The 15166-nt window shown below is 62.3% G+C and carries 11 protein-coding genes; 9 read left to right on the top strand and 2 right to left on the bottom strand.

Translation table 11 applies throughout. The annotated features are described in order from the left end of the window. The first annotated feature begins 177 nt into the window (after positions 1-177). Positions 178-753, top strand: a complete 576-nt coding sequence (locus M1D51_RS16720; RefSeq protein ID WP_024819844.1) for a helix-turn-helix domain-containing protein — start codon at positions 178-180, stop codon at positions 751-753. 30 nt (positions 754-783) lie between these two features. Here M1D51_RS16720 and M1D51_RS16715 read toward each other — a convergent pair whose 3' ends face one another. After that, on the bottom strand, positions 784-1689 hold the full coding sequence (locus M1D51_RS16715) for a DUF559 domain-containing protein (RefSeq protein WP_458107291.1): 906 nt from the start codon (positions 1687-1689) through the stop codon (positions 784-786). 207 nt (positions 1690-1896) lie between these two features. Next, positions 1897-3870 carry an amino acid transporter gene (locus M1D51_RS16710; protein ID WP_458107290.1) on the bottom strand — a complete coding sequence of 658 codons (1974 nt, stop codon included), beginning with the start codon at positions 3868-3870 and terminating at the stop codon, positions 1897-1899. Between the two features lie 221 nt (positions 3871-4091). Here M1D51_RS16710 and speB point away from each other — a divergent pair, with 221 nt between their 5' ends. The 8 genes from speB to M1D51_RS16670 all read left to right on the top strand — a co-directional run bounded on the left by speB (position 4092) and on the right by M1D51_RS16670 (position 15069). Continuing rightward, positions 4092-5162, top strand: coding sequence for an agmatinase (gene speB / locus M1D51_RS16705; RefSeq protein WP_458107289.1), 1071 nt, complete (start codon positions 4092-4094; stop codon positions 5160-5162). After that, a complete protein-coding gene (locus M1D51_RS16700) occupies positions 5159-6859 on the top strand; it encodes a thiamine pyrophosphate-binding protein (RefSeq protein WP_458107288.1) in 1701 nt (566 codons plus the stop codon). The genes speB and M1D51_RS16700 overlap by 4 nt, the downstream gene beginning before the upstream one ends. Before the next feature lie 210 nt (positions 6860-7069). Then, positions 7070-7552: a MarR family winged helix-turn-helix transcriptional regulator gene (locus tag M1D51_RS16695; protein WP_172322348.1), complete on the top strand. Its 483-nt coding sequence runs from the start codon at positions 7070-7072 to the stop codon at positions 7550-7552. A gap of 10 nt (positions 7553-7562) precedes the next feature. Further along, positions 7563-9644: an MDR family MFS transporter gene (locus M1D51_RS16690; protein ID WP_458107287.1), complete on the top strand. Its 2082-nt coding sequence runs from the start codon at positions 7563-7565 to the stop codon at positions 9642-9644. 298 nt (positions 9645-9942) lie between these two features. Next, positions 9943-11676, top strand: coding sequence for an ABC transporter ATP-binding protein (locus tag M1D51_RS16685; RefSeq protein WP_172322350.1), 1734 nt, complete (start codon positions 9943-9945; stop codon positions 11674-11676). Beyond that, a complete protein-coding gene (locus tag M1D51_RS16680) occupies positions 11673-13751 on the top strand; it encodes an ABC transporter ATP-binding protein (RefSeq protein ID WP_458107286.1) in 2079 nt (692 codons plus the stop codon). Before M1D51_RS16685 ends, M1D51_RS16680 begins: the two co-directional genes overlap by 4 nt. A 56-nt stretch (positions 13752-13807) precedes the next feature. Continuing rightward, positions 13808-14224 carry an acyl-CoA thioesterase gene (locus tag M1D51_RS16675; protein ID WP_458109607.1) on the top strand — a complete coding sequence of 139 codons (417 nt, stop codon included), beginning with the start codon at positions 13808-13810 and terminating at the stop codon, positions 14222-14224. A gap of 80 nt (positions 14225-14304) precedes the next feature. Then, on the top strand, positions 14305-15069 hold the full coding sequence (locus M1D51_RS16670; protein ID WP_458107285.1) for a copper homeostasis protein CutC: 765 nt from the start codon (positions 14305-14307) through the stop codon (positions 15067-15069). Positions 15070-15166: the final 97 nt, after the last annotated feature.

The following is a 15166-nucleotide window of genomic DNA, read 5'->3' as shown; positions in this document are numbered from 1 at the left end:
TGGGGATGTGCTGTGTGCCTCACAGGCAACACTTGTTGCCTATGAGGATATGTTGTGATGGGAGTAACAGTCAAGGGGCTTTGGTCATGCTTCCGCGTATTCTGGCGCTCTTGGCCTGTCTCCCGGCTACTATTGCTCCAATGACAGGGCCACATGACAGGCCTGAAAGGTTCGTGAATGAAGGCTCTACCCGTTGAACCGAGCAATGTTCCCGTTGCCATCGGTTCCAGAATCCGCGCAGCCCGGCAGGCGCAGCGCCTTACCATCGAGCAAGTGGCTGATGCTACCGGGCTAACCAAGGGCTTCCTCAGCCGCGTGGAGCGCGACCTGACATCGCCGTCGGTCGCTTCCTTGGTCACCCTGTGCCAGGTGTTGTCGGTCTCTGTGGGTGACTTGTTCGCCGCTCCGGAGACGCACCTGACCAAGCGCGATGACGGCCCCCGCATCTCCCTGGGTGGCCAGGGCATTGTGGAGCGGTTGCTGACGGCCCGCTCCGAGCGCCGCCTCCAGATTTTGCAGGCCACCATTGAACCGCGGGGCCGTGGGGAGAACGAGCTCTACGCAGTGGACTGCGACGTCGATGTCCTGCATGTGGTCAAGGGCAGGATCAAACTCATCCTGACCAACGAGGAATACGACCTCGAGGAAGGGGACACGCTCTCCTTCCCGGGCCGTGAACCCCACACCTGGATCAATCCCACGGACGAGACCGTCGAGGTGCTGTGGGTCCTGGTGCCGGCTGCGAGCCGGTAGGTTTTCTCCCCGCGCCGCGCTCCCTCCCGGTTACCTCCCGTTTTGGAGCCGGGGGAGTGGGCTGAACCCTGGAAACCCGGGGCTCAGTGGTGCAAGGGTGGCCACCAACTGGGCAGGAGCGTCCCGGCGCAGCGTGAGAACCGCCGGAATCTCCGCAATCACCCGCTCCGGTTCGAACCAAATCACCTCCGGCGGGTACCTGAGAACGGAATATCCGTTGATGGTGGAGGCGTTGTTCCGTGCCAAGTCGTTCCGCAATGCCCTCCTGTTGGAGTGAAACGCGAAGCCATCCACTTCAACAATGAGGAATTCTTCGAGAAGTAGGTCGACGCGCCCGATTCCAGGTATGGCTACCTGCGCCTCGAAAGCGATTCCATGTGTGCGGAGCAAGTGCTGCGCATCGACCTCAACGATTGACTCTGCACGTAGATCAAGCTCGTGCAGCGCCGTCAGTACCGGTCTGGATCTGTCCCCGCGGAGTTGCTCCTTGAGCAATGCCAGCGGCACACCGTGCAAGCGAATGGCCGAGGTGGCCATGGCTGTTGATGCCGGAGGCTCGAGGCAACACATCGCGTGCAGCACTACGTCCTCCAGGGCCGCCACTGGCAGGGTGGGATGTGGCTCGAACCGGGCCGTCCTGTGCCGGATAAACCCGCTGCCGTGCCCATGATCGCAGGCCAGATGGTGCTGGCCCGGAGTCGTTCTGAGCCAGAGCCCGAAGTGTTTAGCAGCGCTTGCGCAGGATACAAGAGCGTTGTAGCGGATGGCAGCGGCGAATTCCGGCTTGTGAGCATTGAGCATGTAAACGCCCCGCCGCGGGCGGCTGGCTCCCCGGGTTAACAAAGAAGCAACGTCTGATCGGGAGAAGCCTGCGCGGAGGAGTTGACCGGTCCGGGCTACGCCGCCCAACTCTTGAAGATACAGGTAGATGTCCATTAGCCCAGTTCACCGATGGCTGGCAGCTGCAGGAATAGTCCATCTGCCTTATGTGGGTAAGTGGCAACTGCGCTCCTCCCCGGTTGCCCACCCTTCCGTGAGTAGCCGAGGGCCGCTGACCCCGGAAATCCGGGGGCTGGCGGTGCTCGGTGGTCACAAGGTGGGTCACCAACCGGGGAGGAGCGGCGAACGGGCGGGTGTGGGCGCTCAGCCGACGTGCACCCATGGACGACGGGTGATGTCCGGCTCGGCTTCCCTCAGTACTTCACGGGTTACCGGCGCGATCTCGCCCTCACCGAAGAACAGGAACTTGCTGAGGTTGGAGATGGGGTTGCCCTCGGTCCAGCGGAAGTAGATGTGCGGCATGAAGCCGGTGACGTCCCGGATGTGGAGGAGTACTGCAGCCACGGTGTTGGGCACGTTGTTGCTGTGCACTTCCAGGATCCTGAAGCCGTGCCGCGTCTTGCCGACAACCTTCAGTTCCTGTTCGAAGTCCGAACTGTCATCCACGATCACCTCGATGAACACGGCGTCGCAATCGACGGGCAGGTGGCTTGCCTGTTGGGCGTGCTGGAGTTTCTCCCTGTAGCGGCTGGCGCTGAGGTGTTTGGGCTCATGCGCGATGATCCGGACCGGCCCCTCGGAGGCATTGGCCGTGAATTCCAAGGCTTTCTCGTCCATCTTGATGTGGGTGGCCCGTAGCTCGAAGGCGCGCCGCATGCGGGAGATGAAACTGACCACCATGATGCCCAGGATGAAGAGTGCCGCGATCTTCAGGCCGTCAGGGCGCTCGATCGAGTTGACCACGGTGGTGTAGACGAAGACGAGCGAGATGATTCCGAATCCGATGAACTGGCCGCGTTGCTTCTTGCGCCGTGCGGACAGTGTGACGGCGATGGATGCTGACGTGATCAGGACCAGCACGCCTGTGGCATAGGCGCCGCCCTGGGCGTTGACGTCAGCCTTGAAGATGATGGTGACAATGAACGCGATCACAGTGAATACCAGGACCAGCGGGCGCAGTGCCCGGGCCCAGGTCGGCGCCATGCCGTAGCGGGGCAGGTAGCGCGGAACGAGGTTCAGTAGCCCTGCCATGGCAGAAGCCCCGGCGAACCAGAGGATGGCAATGGTGCTGACGTCGTAAACGGTGCCGAAGCCGTCGCCCAGGAACTTGTGGGCCAGGTAGGCCAGGGCACGGCCTTCGGCTTTGCCGCCGTCCTGGAATTCGGCTGCCGGGATCAGCATGACCGTGGTGAAGCTGGACGTGATGAGGAACGAGCTCATGATGATGGCCGCGGTGGTCAGCAGCTTGTGCGCACCTTTGATCCGGCCGGCCGGGTTGGCTTCCGTGTCCGTGGGGTGACCCTTGATCTGGGGCATGACGGCGACGCCGGTCTCGAACCCGGAGAGTCCCAAGGCCAGGCGCGGGAAGACCAGGAGGGCCAGGGCAACCATCATGATGGGATCGCCGTGGGAGGTGGTGAGCGCACTCCACCAGTCGGAAATGACGCGGGCTTCGGTGAAGAGGTGGCCGATGGAAACAAGGATGACCACCAGGTTCAAGGCCAGGAATGCGGCCACGAGGACAACGGCTACGTTGATGGCTTCTTTGAATCCGCGAAGGAACACCACGCCGAGCCCGGCGATCAAAGCCAGGGTGATGACAACCTGCTGGCCCTCAAGGAAGTGTGGGGCGAAGGGGTTCTCGATGAGGTGTGCGGTGGCGTCGGCCGCGGAAAGGGTGATGGTGATCATGAAGTCCGTCGCCGCGAAACCCAGAAGTGCCAGGACAAAGAGCTTGCCTCCCCAGCGGGGGAGGAGCCGTTCCAGCATGGCGATGGAGCCTTCACCGCGAGGGCTTTCCCGGGCCACCCGCCGGTAAACGGGCAGGGCGCCGGCCAGGGTTGCCAGTACCAGGAGCAGGGTGGCCAGCGGGGAGAGCAGTCCGGCGGCCAGCGCTGCAATGGCGGGCTGATAGCCAAGGGTGGAGAAGTAGTCCAGTCCCGTGAGGCACATGACCTTCCACCAGGCTTGCGGCTTGTGGGAGTCCGACGGGCGGCCGTGGGGGCCCTGCCTCTTGCCTGAGGTGTCCGGCATTCCTTCCAGCAGCCAAGGCCTGAGCTTGAAGGAATTCTTTGGCAGGTCGGCCGGATCGGCCGGAGGCCTCGACAACGTGGTCACTGTGTCCTTTCGTGCAGCACTGTGCTGCTTCCGCAAGGAGCGTATGGCCGCGGTCGACGCCGGGACCCCGGTTTTTATGGAATCTTTACGCCCACTGTGACCGGCATCTCAGGACGCGCGCCTTCAAATAAGACTTGTAAACAGGTGATGCATATAGGGAAACTTTGAGTGTATGATGGGTGTCACAGTCATCCCAGCTATCCACTAAGGAGTGGCGCATTTTGGAAGAGCTCCGTATTGAGGCCAACGGCAACCTTGGCCCTATCGATTCGTCCCGCATCCCGCGCTATGCCGGTGCCGCCACCTATGCCCGACTGCCTCGCCTGGACCAAGTGTCCATGGCTGACGTGACAGTTGTCGGCGTACCCTTCGACTCCGGTGTTTCCTACCGCCCCGGTGCCCGTTTCGGCGCCAACCACGTGCGTGAGGCCAGCCGTCTGCTGCGCCCGTACAACCCGGCATGGGACGTCAGCCCGTTCGAGAACATCCAGGTTGCCGACGCCGGCGACATGGCTGTGAACCCGTTCAACATCAACGAGGCCATCGAGACCATCCAGCAGAATGCCATGGACCTCACGGCCAACGGCAGCAAGCTGGTGACCCTCGGTGGGGACCACACCATTGCGCTCCCTCTCCTGAGGGCTGCAGCGGAGCGGGCCGGCGAGCCCATCGCCATGCTCCACTTTGACGCCCACCTGGACACCTGGGACACCTACTTCGGCGCTGAATACACCCACGGCACGCCCTTCCGCCGTGCAGTGGAAGAAGGCATCCTGGACACCGAAGCCATCAGCCACGTCGGTACCCGCGGCCCGCTGTACGGCAAGAAGGACCTCGACGACGACCACCGCTTCGGCTTCGGAATCGTCACCTCCGCAGACGTCTACTACCAGGGTGTCCTGGAGACAGTAGCCAAGATCCGCGACCGCATCGGCAACCGTCCCCTGTACATCTCCGTGGACATCGACGTCCTGGACCCCGCCCACGCACCCGGCACCGGCACTCCCGAGGCCGGTGGCATCACCAGCCGCGAGCTCCTGGAAATCATCCGGGGCTTCCGCGGCATGAACCTCGTGGGCGCGGACATCGTAGAAGTTGCCCCGGCGTACGACCACGCAGAAATCACCGGTGTGGCAGGCAGCCACGTCGCCTACGAGCTGGTGACCCTCATGGCGGACAACGCCGTGGAAGGTGACCGCCAAGGTGCCCCGAACGGCTACGCGCAGCAGGCACTCGGCGCCCGCATCGCCGAGCTCGCGCAGGCAACAGGCGCAACGGGAGACCAGCGATGATCGATTTCGATCCCGGTACGGCAGCTCCCACAAAAGGGACCAATCAGCGCAACGGCGGGGACCTCGTCGTCGAGACCCTCGAAGCGCTGGGCGCGAAGACCGTTTTCGGTATCCCGGGCCAGCACGCGCTGGGTCTTTTTGACGCGATGGGCCGCGGCAACCTGCACTTCGTTTCCTCCCGCGTGGAGAACAACTCGGCGTTCGCAGCGGACGGGTACTCCCGCGCCACCGGCGAAGTGGGTGTGCTGTTCCTCTCCACCGGTCCCGGCGCGCTGACCTCCCTCGCCGGACTGCAGGAAGCTTACGCCACGGGTGTTCCCATGGTGGTGGTGGCCAGCCAGATCCCGCTCGATGGCCTGGGCGCTCGCCGCAAGGGCATGCTGCACCAGCTCGATGACCAGAAGGCTTCTGCCGCGAACGTCACCAAGAGCCAGCGGCTGATCCAGCACGCCTCCGGCATCCCGTCGGCCATCCAGGATGCCTGGACCGAAGCGATTTCCTCGCCGCAAGGCCCGGTGTGGATCGAAATCCCGCAGAACGTCCTGCTGGATCCGATCATGGTCCCGCCGGTGGAGGATGCCCTTGCCGAAGCGTTCGATAACCCGCCGCGCGTCGAGCTGATCCGCGAGGCCGTGAAGTGGCTTTCGACGGCGGAACGTCCGGCGATCATCGCCGGCGGCGGTACGCGCCGTGGCCGGGCTGAGAAGTCGCTGCTCTCGATTGCTGAGCAGCTCCGCGCACCAGTGATCTGCACTCCGGGTGGCAACGGTGCGTTTCCGTGGACCCACGAGCTGTCCTTGCAGTCGTGGATCGAGGACCGGTACATGACCGATGTCCTGGAAGACGCAGACGTGCTCATCGTGATCGGCTCATCCCTGGGTGAAGTGACCTCGAACTACTTCACGTTCGAACCCCGCGGCCGCATCATCCAGATCGACGCCGAACCCCGGGTCCTCGAATCGAACCGGCCAGGTTTGGGCATCCGCGCAGACGCCGGCCAGGCACTCGCAGCCTTGGACGAAGCCCTCGCAGCAGCCGGTGCCGCGGACGCAACAAAGCGTGACTGGCACGGCACCAGCCCGGAGGACGTGGTCAAGGAGTCCCTGGCCAAGGTCAAGGCTCGTCTTGAATCACAGGACTTGGCCAAAGAGCTGAAGTTCATGGCAGACATCCGCGAGGCCGTCCCGGCCGACATGCAAACCTTCTGGGACATGACCATCTCCGCGTACTGGGGCTGGAGTTGCTGGGACGCCCGCCAGGGCCAGTTCCACTCCGCCCAGGGTGCCGGCGGCCTCGGCTACGGCTTCCCGGCAGCAATCGGCGGAGCCGTGGGCCTGGAAACCACAGGTAAGCCCAGTCGAGTGCTGGCTGTCTCCGGCGATGGTTCCTCCATGTACTCCATCTCCGAACTCGCCACCGCCAAGCAGCACAACGTCCCGGTCACTTGGCTGATCGTGGACGACGGCGGCTATGGCATCCTCCGCGAATACATGGTGGGCGCCTTCGGCCAGGCCACGGCTACGGAGCTTGCCCGCCCGGACTTCGTCAAGCTTGCCGAGTCCTTCGGCGTCCCGGCCCGGCGGGTGGCCCCCGAGGAAGTGGGGGACGCGCTCAAGGCGTCCTTCGAAGCGGACGGACCCAACGTCGTCGTGGTTGAAACGCTTTTGAAGATGTTCGGCCCCACGCATTTGGACTAGCAGCCACAACTTAACACCACCTTGAACAGCCTCCGCACGGTCATCCGTGCGGGGGTTGTTTGCGTTGTGAGGCCTACTCTGCGCCTCATACCCGGGAAATCGAACGCAGAGCGGGCCCCGCAACGGACACTTTCCGCATCTTTAGTTTCCCAAAGCAATCAATCTGAATTATAGTTGCTTTAGGCAAACAAAAAAAGAGGGGTGTTTTCCATGTCCGTCGGTTCTGCCACAGCAACCGATCTTGTGCATCAAATCTTCGACCTCCAGCGCACGCTGCGCTGCGTGGTGACTGCCCACATGGCCCGTGTTCCCGACGTCGGAATGGCTGTGCAGGGAGTGATGCGTTTCATCGGGGAGGGGGAGACCCGCGCAACGCAACTGGCCACGAGGCTAGGTGTCAGCGCGCCGGTCCTCAGCCGGCACATCACCGAACTCGAGGAGCTTGGCTTTGTTATCAGGCGCCCCGATCCCGCAGACGGAAGGGCGCAGCTTCTGGCGCTGACGGAAAGCGGCGCGGCGAAACTGCGTGAATTCGAAGAACAACGCAGCGTGAGACTGCGCGATTACCTGGCGGATTGGAGCGAGGCTGACGCCCTCGAGGCCTCCCAGGTCATCAACAAACTCACCATGTCCCTCAAGGACTCAATCCGGGCAACGGCGGCCGGCTCCATCACAACAAACCAGACAGCTTAGGAGCCCACGCATGGCTACACCAGCAGTACAAAACTCCAAGGCGGTGGACGCCTCAGTTAACAGGGCGGCCGCGCCCATGACCCACCGGCAGATCATGGAAGCACTCACAGGCCTCCTTGCGGCGTTCTTCACGGCGATCCTCAGCAGCACCATCGTCGCCAACGCCCTGCCCACCATCATGTCTGAGCTCAAGGGCACCCAGACCGACTTCGCCTGGGTCATCACGGCTGCGCTGCTCGCCAACGCTGCCACCACCCCCATCTGGGGCAAGCTCGCGGACCTCTTCGACAAGAAGCTCCTGGTCCAGCTGAGCATCATCATCTTCGTGGCCGGCTCAGTGATGGCGGGCCTGTCCGAAACCATTCCGCTTCTGCTGACCGCCCGTGTCATCCAGGGTGTTGCCATGGGTGGACTCACCGCCCTGGCACAGGCCATCATCGGTTCCATGATTCCGCCGCGGGATCGCGGAAAATACTCCGGCTACATGGGCGCCGTCATGGCCGTAGGCACTGCCGGCGGACCGCTGCTGGGCGGCTTCATCGTTGACAGCCCGCTTGGCTGGCGCTGGACGTTCTTCGTCTGCGTGCCGCTGGCCGTCGTCGCGCTCATCCTGCTCCAGGTGACGCTGAAGATCGAGCACATCAAGCGCCCGGCCAAGATCGACTGGCTGGGTTCGATCCTGCTGACCTCCGGTGTCAGCCTGCTCCTGATCTGGGTTTCCTTCGCCGGCAACCCGGACTACTACGACTGGTTCTCCTGGCAGTCGGCCCTGATGGTGGGCGGCGGTGTTGCACTGCTGGCGCTTTTGGTGCTGGTGGAAACCAAGGTTCCCGAGCCCATCATCCCGTTGAAGATCATCTCCGAGCGCACCACGGCCTTGGCCATTGTTGCCTCGGTTGCCGTGGGCATCGCCATGTTCGGTTCCTCGACGTTCCTGGGTCAATACTTCCAGGTTGCCCGCGGCGCCACGCCTACTGAAGCGGGCCTGCTGACGCTGCCGATGATCGCCGGAAACCTGATTGGCTCGGTCGCTTCCGGTATCCTGATCAGCCGCTTCGGCAAGTGGAAGAGGTTCCTCATTGCAGGTTCCGTCTTCCTCATTGGCGGCCTCGCATTTGCCGGAACCATGGACCACACCACGGAACTGTGGATTGTGGCCATCTACACAGGCGTCTTCGGCTTGGGCTTGGGCATGCTGATGCAGAACCTGGTGCTGGCCGTGCAAAACACCGTCCAGGCCAAGGACATCGGAACAGCCAGTGCTTCAGTAGCGTTCTTCCGCTCGGTAGGCGGCGCGATCGGCGTATCCGTCCTCGGTGCCATCATGTCCAACCACGTCAAGGACCTCGCGGTTGAAGGCATGGCAGCTGCCGGCATTCCGGCTCAGGGCGGCGCGTCCGGTGCCAGCATGGATCTGGCCGATATGCCCGCACCCATCGCCGAGATCATGCGTGCTGCGTATGGCGATGCCACGGCCCAGATCTTCCTGATTTCCGCGATTATCAGCGTGGTTGCCCTCCTGGCCGTCCTGTTCATCAAGGAACGTCCTCTGCGCCGCACCGTGGATGCAGCTCCCGAGAAGGAACTCATTGCCACAGCATCGGGCGACGCCGGAATGTCCTTGGACACCGCATCCATGGACGCGATCAAGGCAAACGATTCGAAGACGGACGACGACGACGCCCGCTCCTTGGGTGCCGGCGGTACCGTTTCCGGGAGCGGACGTCAGGCTCCGAAGCAGGATTCCGGCGCCGATCTCGACCTTGAATTCGCCCGTATCCTGACGCAGGAACGCCCACATGCCATGGCTGATGGGAGAAACGTGACCGATGTAAAGGAAGTACAGGAACAACTGTCCCGTACTCAGTACGTCCTGGCCGAACAGCAACTCCAGCTCAGCCGGGCCAACGTGGAGCTGCAGGCGAGGTTGCGTGAGCAGCAGGCCATCGCCGAGCAGCAAGCCGCCATTGCCGAAGAGCTCGCAGCGATCCGCAAGGAACTGAAGCGGGAACGCAGGCAGCAGGAACGGATGGCGTTGCTGCTCCTGCAAGGCGCGGAGGCGCGTTCGGACCACGGAAAGCACGCAGGCTGATTCCTCCGATCCCCACCCTTGTTCGGCATTCCTGGCGCACTACGCGGTGAGTAACGAAGGAGAGCGGGACTGAAGGCGCCGGCTGGGCAACCAGCCGGCGCTTTTTGCTTGCCGCGACATCCCATGCTGCGCCTGCGGGATCACCGGCGACACGCCAAATACTCCGCTGGGATGATCTTTTCCGGAAGTTGTTTCGCGCGGGCAACGGATTTCGTAGAGTAGGGAGGCTAATACTGTCAGCCCTTGCTGCGACACTTCTCTTACCTCATTCGCGCACTTTTTCTAAGGACCCGTGGGCATGCTTGTCACCCTTATACGGCGCTACTCCAAGCCGTATTTGCCGCAGATTGTGGCCGTGCTGATCTTTCAGCTGGCGTCCACCATCGCCACGCTCTACCTCCCCAGCCTCAACGCCAGGATCATCGACGAGGGAGTTTCCCGCGGAGACACCGACTTCATCTGGCAGACGGGCGCGCTCATGCTTGCCGTTGCCCTTGGACAGGTTGTCAGTGCCATCGTCGCCGTGTACTTCGGCTCGCGCGTTGCCATGGCCATCGGCCGGGACCTGCGCCGCAGCGTATACCGCCAAGTCAGCAGCTTCTCCGCCCAGGACGTCAACAAGTTCGGTGCTCCCACGCTGATTACCCGTGGCACCAACGATGTCCAGCAAGTTCAAATGCTGGTCCTCATGGGCCTGAACTTCATGGTGTCCACGCCCATCATGTGCGTCGGCGGCATCATCATGGCCCTCCGTGAGGACCTCAACCTTTCCTGGCTCGTATGGGTCTCCGTGCCCGTCCTGGTGGCGGTTGTGGGCTACCTCGTGGTCCGTCTCATGCCGCTCTTCCGCTCCATGCAGACCAAGATCGACGCCATCAACGGTGTGCTCCGCGAGCAAATCATCGGCATCCGCGTGGTCCGGGCCTTTGTCCGTGAACCCCACGAGGCCAAGCGCTTCGGCAACGCCAATGACGACCTCACTGCGGTGTCCGTCAAGATCGGCAACCTGTTCGTCCTGATGTTCCCGGCGATCGGCATGATCCTGCACCTCTCAACTGCTGCAGTTCTTTGGTTCGGCGGCCAGCGCGTGGATTCCGGCGAGATGCAGGTGGGCGCACTGACAGCGTTCCTGCAGTACCTGCTGCAAATCCTGATGGCCGTCATGATGGGCACCTTTATGGCCATGATGATTCCCCGCGCCTCGGTCTGTGCAGACCGCATCGGCGAGGTCCTCGACGTCGAGCCTTCCATCCACAACCCCGGTTCTCCCGTGGTGCCGGCGGAGAAGAAGGGACGCGTCGAGTTCCGGGACGTTACTTTCAAGTACCCCGGCGCCGAGGCTCCTGTCCTGAGCAATATCTCGTTCACTGCCGAGCCTGGCAAGACCCTGGCCATCATTGGCTCCACGGGCGCCGGTAAGACCACTCTGGTTTCGCTGCTGCCGCGGCTCTACGATGTCGCTTCCGGTGATGTCTTGCTCGACGGCGTCCCTGTCACGGACATGGATGCCTCGGAGATTACCAGCCGGGTGTCGGCCGTTCCGCAGAAGCCCTACCTGTTCTCGGGCACCATCGAGCACAACCTCCGCTTTGGTAAGCCCGATGCCACCGACGAGGAACTGTGGGAGGCGTTGGAAACCGCACAGGCCAAGGGCTTCGTGGAGGAAAAATCGTCAGGCCTGAACCGGCGCATTGCCCAAGGCGGAACCAACGTCTCCGGTGGACAACGGCAGAGGCTCTCCATTGCCCGTGCCTTGGTGACCAAACCCAACGTGTACTTGTTTGACGATTCGTTCTCCGCCTTGGACGTCGCTACTGACGCCCGGCTCCGAAAAGCCCTGAAGGCCAAAACCCGGGATGCGACGGTCATCATTGTGGCCCAGCGCGTCTCCACCATCGCGGATGCGGACGAGATCCTGGTGCTGGATAACGGCCGCATTGTTGACCGCGGAACCCACGATGAACTCCTGGAGACGTCACCGACGTACCAGGAAATCGTTGAATCCCAGCTGAGCGTGGAGGAAGTGGCATGAGCGAGCAGAACCAGCAGAAAAAGCGTGGCTGGGCTGCCAAGGCCGAGGCCGCCAAGGATGCCAAGGCAACAGCCGAGGCAGAGGTGGCAACAACAGTGCTTGACGACGACGACTTCGTCGAGGAGGAGTACGTTCCCTCTGAGGCTGACGGTGGCATGTTCGGCGATGTGCCGGCTAAGAAAGCCAAGGCGTTCTGGCCCTCAGCCAAGCGCCTTATGGGCCTGCTGAAGCCTGAGAGCGTCGGCGTGTACATCGTGATCGGCCTCGTGGTGGTCTCGGTTGTCCTCAACGTCATTGCCCCCAAGGTGCTGGGCAACGCCATGGACGTTATCTTCGGTGGCGTGGTGGGCAAGCAGATCCCTGAAGGGGTCTCCCAGGAGCAGTTCGTTGAGCTGATGCGCCAGCAGGGGCAGGGCAACTTCGCGGACATGGTCTCCAAGATGGAACTGACCAACGGGATTGACTTCCCCAAGCTGACGTTCCTGATTTCGATCGTGCTGCTGATGTACTTCGTAGCCAATATCTTCCTCTGGGCCCAAGGCTGGTTGCTGAACCGGATCGTCATGCGGGTCATCAAGCAGCTCCGCAATGACGTTCAGAAGAAGCTGAACCGGCTTCCGCTGAACTACTTCGACACCCGCCAGCGCGGCGATATCCTCTCCCGCGTCACCAACGACGTCGACAACGTCCAGCAGGGCCTGCAGCAGGCCTTCGCGCAGCTGGTCAGCTCCGTGCTGACCGTCCTGGGCATCACCGTCATGATGTTCATCGTGTCCTGGGAGCTGGCATTGATCGCCCTGATCGCGTTGCCGCTGTCCGGCATTGTGGCTGGCGTGATCGGTGCCCGGAGCCAGAAGCTCTTCGCGGCACAGTGGAAGAACACCGGCGCACTCAATGGCCAGATCGAGGAATCGTTCTCCGGCCATGACCTTGTGAAGGTGTTCGGCCGCGACGCCGACATGCTGGACCGCTTTGACGAGAAGAATGAGGAACTCTACAAGGCATCCTTCGGTGCGCAGTTCGTGTCGGGCGTTATTTTCCCCGCCATGAACTTTGTGTCCTACTTGTCCTACGTAGGCATCGCCGTGGTGGGTGGCCTTCGGGTAGCTTCCGGCTCCATGAGCCTGGGCGATGCCACGGCCTTCATCCAGTACTCGCGTGAGTTCACCCAGCCGCTGGGCCAGATTGCCGGTATGGCGAACATGCTCCAGTCCGGCGTGGCATCAGCTGAACGCGTCTTCGAGTTCCTTGATGCCGAGGAAGAGGTTGAGGAGAACGGCACCCGTCACCTGCCCTCCAAGACCGATGGCCACGTTGAGTTCGAGCACGTCTCCTTCAGCTATGTGGAGGACAAGCCGCTCATCGAGGACTTGTCATTCGCGGCTGAACCCGGCCACACCGTTGCGATTGTTGGCCCCACAGGTGCCGGCAAAACCACCTTGGTGAACCTCGTGATGCGCTTCTACGAGCTCAACGCGGGCCGGATCACCCTGGACGGCGTGGACATCAAGGACCTCACCCGTTCCGAACTCCGGTCCAAGGTGGGCATGGTGTTGCAGGACGCCTGGCTCTTCGGCGGGACCATCTACGACAACATCAAGTACGGCAACCTGGACGCCACTGAGGACCAGATCATGGAGGCGGCCAAGGCCACCTACGTGGACCGGTTCGTCCGTGCGCTGCCTGACGGCTACCAGACGATCATTGATGAGGAAGGCAACAACGTCAGTGCCGGTGAGAAGCAGCTCATCACCATCGCGCGTGCCTTCGTCTCTGATCCGTCGCTGCTGATCCTGGATGAAGCCACGAGCTCCGTGGACACCCGGACGGAACTGCTGCTGCAGAAGGCCATGGCCGCCCTCCGCACGGACCGGACCAGCTTCGTGATCGCACACCGCCTCTCCACCATCCGGGATGCCGATACCATCCTGGTGATGGAGAACGGCAAGATCGTGGAGCAGGGCAACCACACCCAACTGCTCGCCCTCCAAGGCGCGTACTACCGCTTGTACATGTCCCAGTTCGCGGGTGAGGAAGAAGCCGCAGTTGACGATTCGACGGCGGTGCACAGCTGAGCGCGGAAGAACTGAGGGATCCCATGACACCCCGGCGCTTGGAGGTTCTTGTACCCATGCGCTGGGGTGACATGGATGCCTACGGCCATATCAACAACGTGCAGATCGTCCGCATGTTGGAAGAAGCCCGTATTGCGGCCTTCGGGCCACCCCGCGGAGCCGGCCTCCCCGGCGTCGAACCCCCGGCCGCCCTGTTCAACGACGTCGAAGAGGGCACCATGACCCTCGTCGTAGAACACAAGGTCCGGTACGTTCGGACACTGGACTACCGCAACATCCCTGCTGTGGTGGAGATCTGGGTTGGTGCCATCAAAGGCGCCAGCTTTGATCTCCACTACGTCATCAAGGATCCGGTTACCCGGGAAGATTGCGTCAAGGCCACCACCCACTTGGCATTCGTAGCAGAGGCTACGGGGCGGGTCCTCAGGCTCACTCCCGGGCAGAAGGAAAAGCTCGGGCGCTACCAAGCCTGACGAGTTTTTGTACAGTTGATGCCCTTAAGGAGCCTCCTTAGGGGCATTACCTGTACAAAAACTCCGCGTAGAGTTTCAGCATGAAACTTGAAATTGCCGTGGTCAGTGCTGTCGGCGCAGGTGTCGCCGCCTCCGAGGGGGCACATCGCGTTGAACTGTGCAGCAGCCTGGAACTTGGCGGCATCACGCCTAGCCAGGGGCTCATGGAGGCGAGCATGGAGCACGTCGATGGCCGCTTGGAAATCCATCCCTTGATACGTCCCAGGCCCGGTGATTTCCGATTCTCGGCATCCGACGTGGACACCATGGTGCACGAGATCCGACACCTACTGGCCCAGGGGGCGCACGGCGTGGTGGTGGGAGCGCTGACTCCAGCTGGAGATGTGGATGTTCATGCGGTCCAACGTCTGGTGGATGCCGCCAAAGCAGCCAACGCCGAAGCCCAGGTAACCTTTCATCGCGCGATCGACCAATCCAGGGATCCTTTCGCTGCGCTGGATCAATTGCTTACCCTCGGCTTTACCCGTGTCCTTACCTCCGGCCATGAGCCCACGGCAGGGGCCGGACTGCAGACCCTGACCGCCATGGTGGAAAGGGCCGGCGACGCCTTGGAGATCATGGCCGGTGGGGGACTGTCCCTGGAGGACATCCCGGCCATGCACTCTGCAGGATTGTCAGCCGTTCACTTGTCCGCCAAGAAAACAGTCTCCACCCTTGGGGACGGTGCCATTTCCCTGGGCGCACAGGATGGCGCAGACCCCACGGCGTATACGGTCACCGACCGCGAGGTGGTCCGTGCAGCCAAAGCAAAGGTGAACGCGCTCACGCTGAGCGCCTCTGAATAATCTGAGCGCCTCTGGATAACTTCTGGAGTCCAGTCCTCCAGCACAAGTTTCCCAGTAAGTACGCATCGCAATAACCCTTTACCACCTTGAGGAATGC

The sequence above is a fragment of the Arthrobacter sp. R3-55 genome, assembly GCF_054161505.1.
This window is presented reverse-complemented; position numbering and strand designations above follow the sequence as displayed.

Coding starts and splice junctions, on each gene's coding strand:
- M1D51_RS16720 (WP_024819844.1), top strand. CDS start 178: ATGAAGGCTCTACCCGTTGAACCGAGCAATGTTCCCGTTGCCATCGGT.
- M1D51_RS16715 (WP_458107291.1), bottom strand. CDS start 1,689: ATGGACATCTACCTGTATCTTCAAGAGTTGGGCGGCGTAGCCCGGACC.
- M1D51_RS16700 (WP_458107288.1), top strand. CDS start 5,159: ATGATCGATTTCGATCCCGGTACGGCAGCTCCCACAAAAGGGACCAAT.
- M1D51_RS16695 (WP_172322348.1), top strand. CDS start 7,070: ATGTCCGTCGGTTCTGCCACAGCAACCGATCTTGTGCATCAAATCTTC.
- M1D51_RS16690 (WP_458107287.1), top strand. CDS start 7,563: ATGGCTACACCAGCAGTACAAAACTCCAAGGCGGTGGACGCCTCAGTT.
- M1D51_RS16685 (WP_172322350.1), top strand. CDS start 9,943: ATGCTTGTCACCCTTATACGGCGCTACTCCAAGCCGTATTTGCCGCAG.
- M1D51_RS16680 (WP_458107286.1), top strand. CDS start 11,673: ATGAGCGAGCAGAACCAGCAGAAAAAGCGTGGCTGGGCTGCCAAGGCC.
- M1D51_RS16675 (WP_458109607.1), top strand. CDS start 13,808: ATGCGCTGGGGTGACATGGATGCCTACGGCCATATCAACAACGTGCAG.
- M1D51_RS16670 (WP_458107285.1), top strand. CDS start 14,305: ATGAAACTTGAAATTGCCGTGGTCAGTGCTGTCGGCGCAGGTGTCGCC.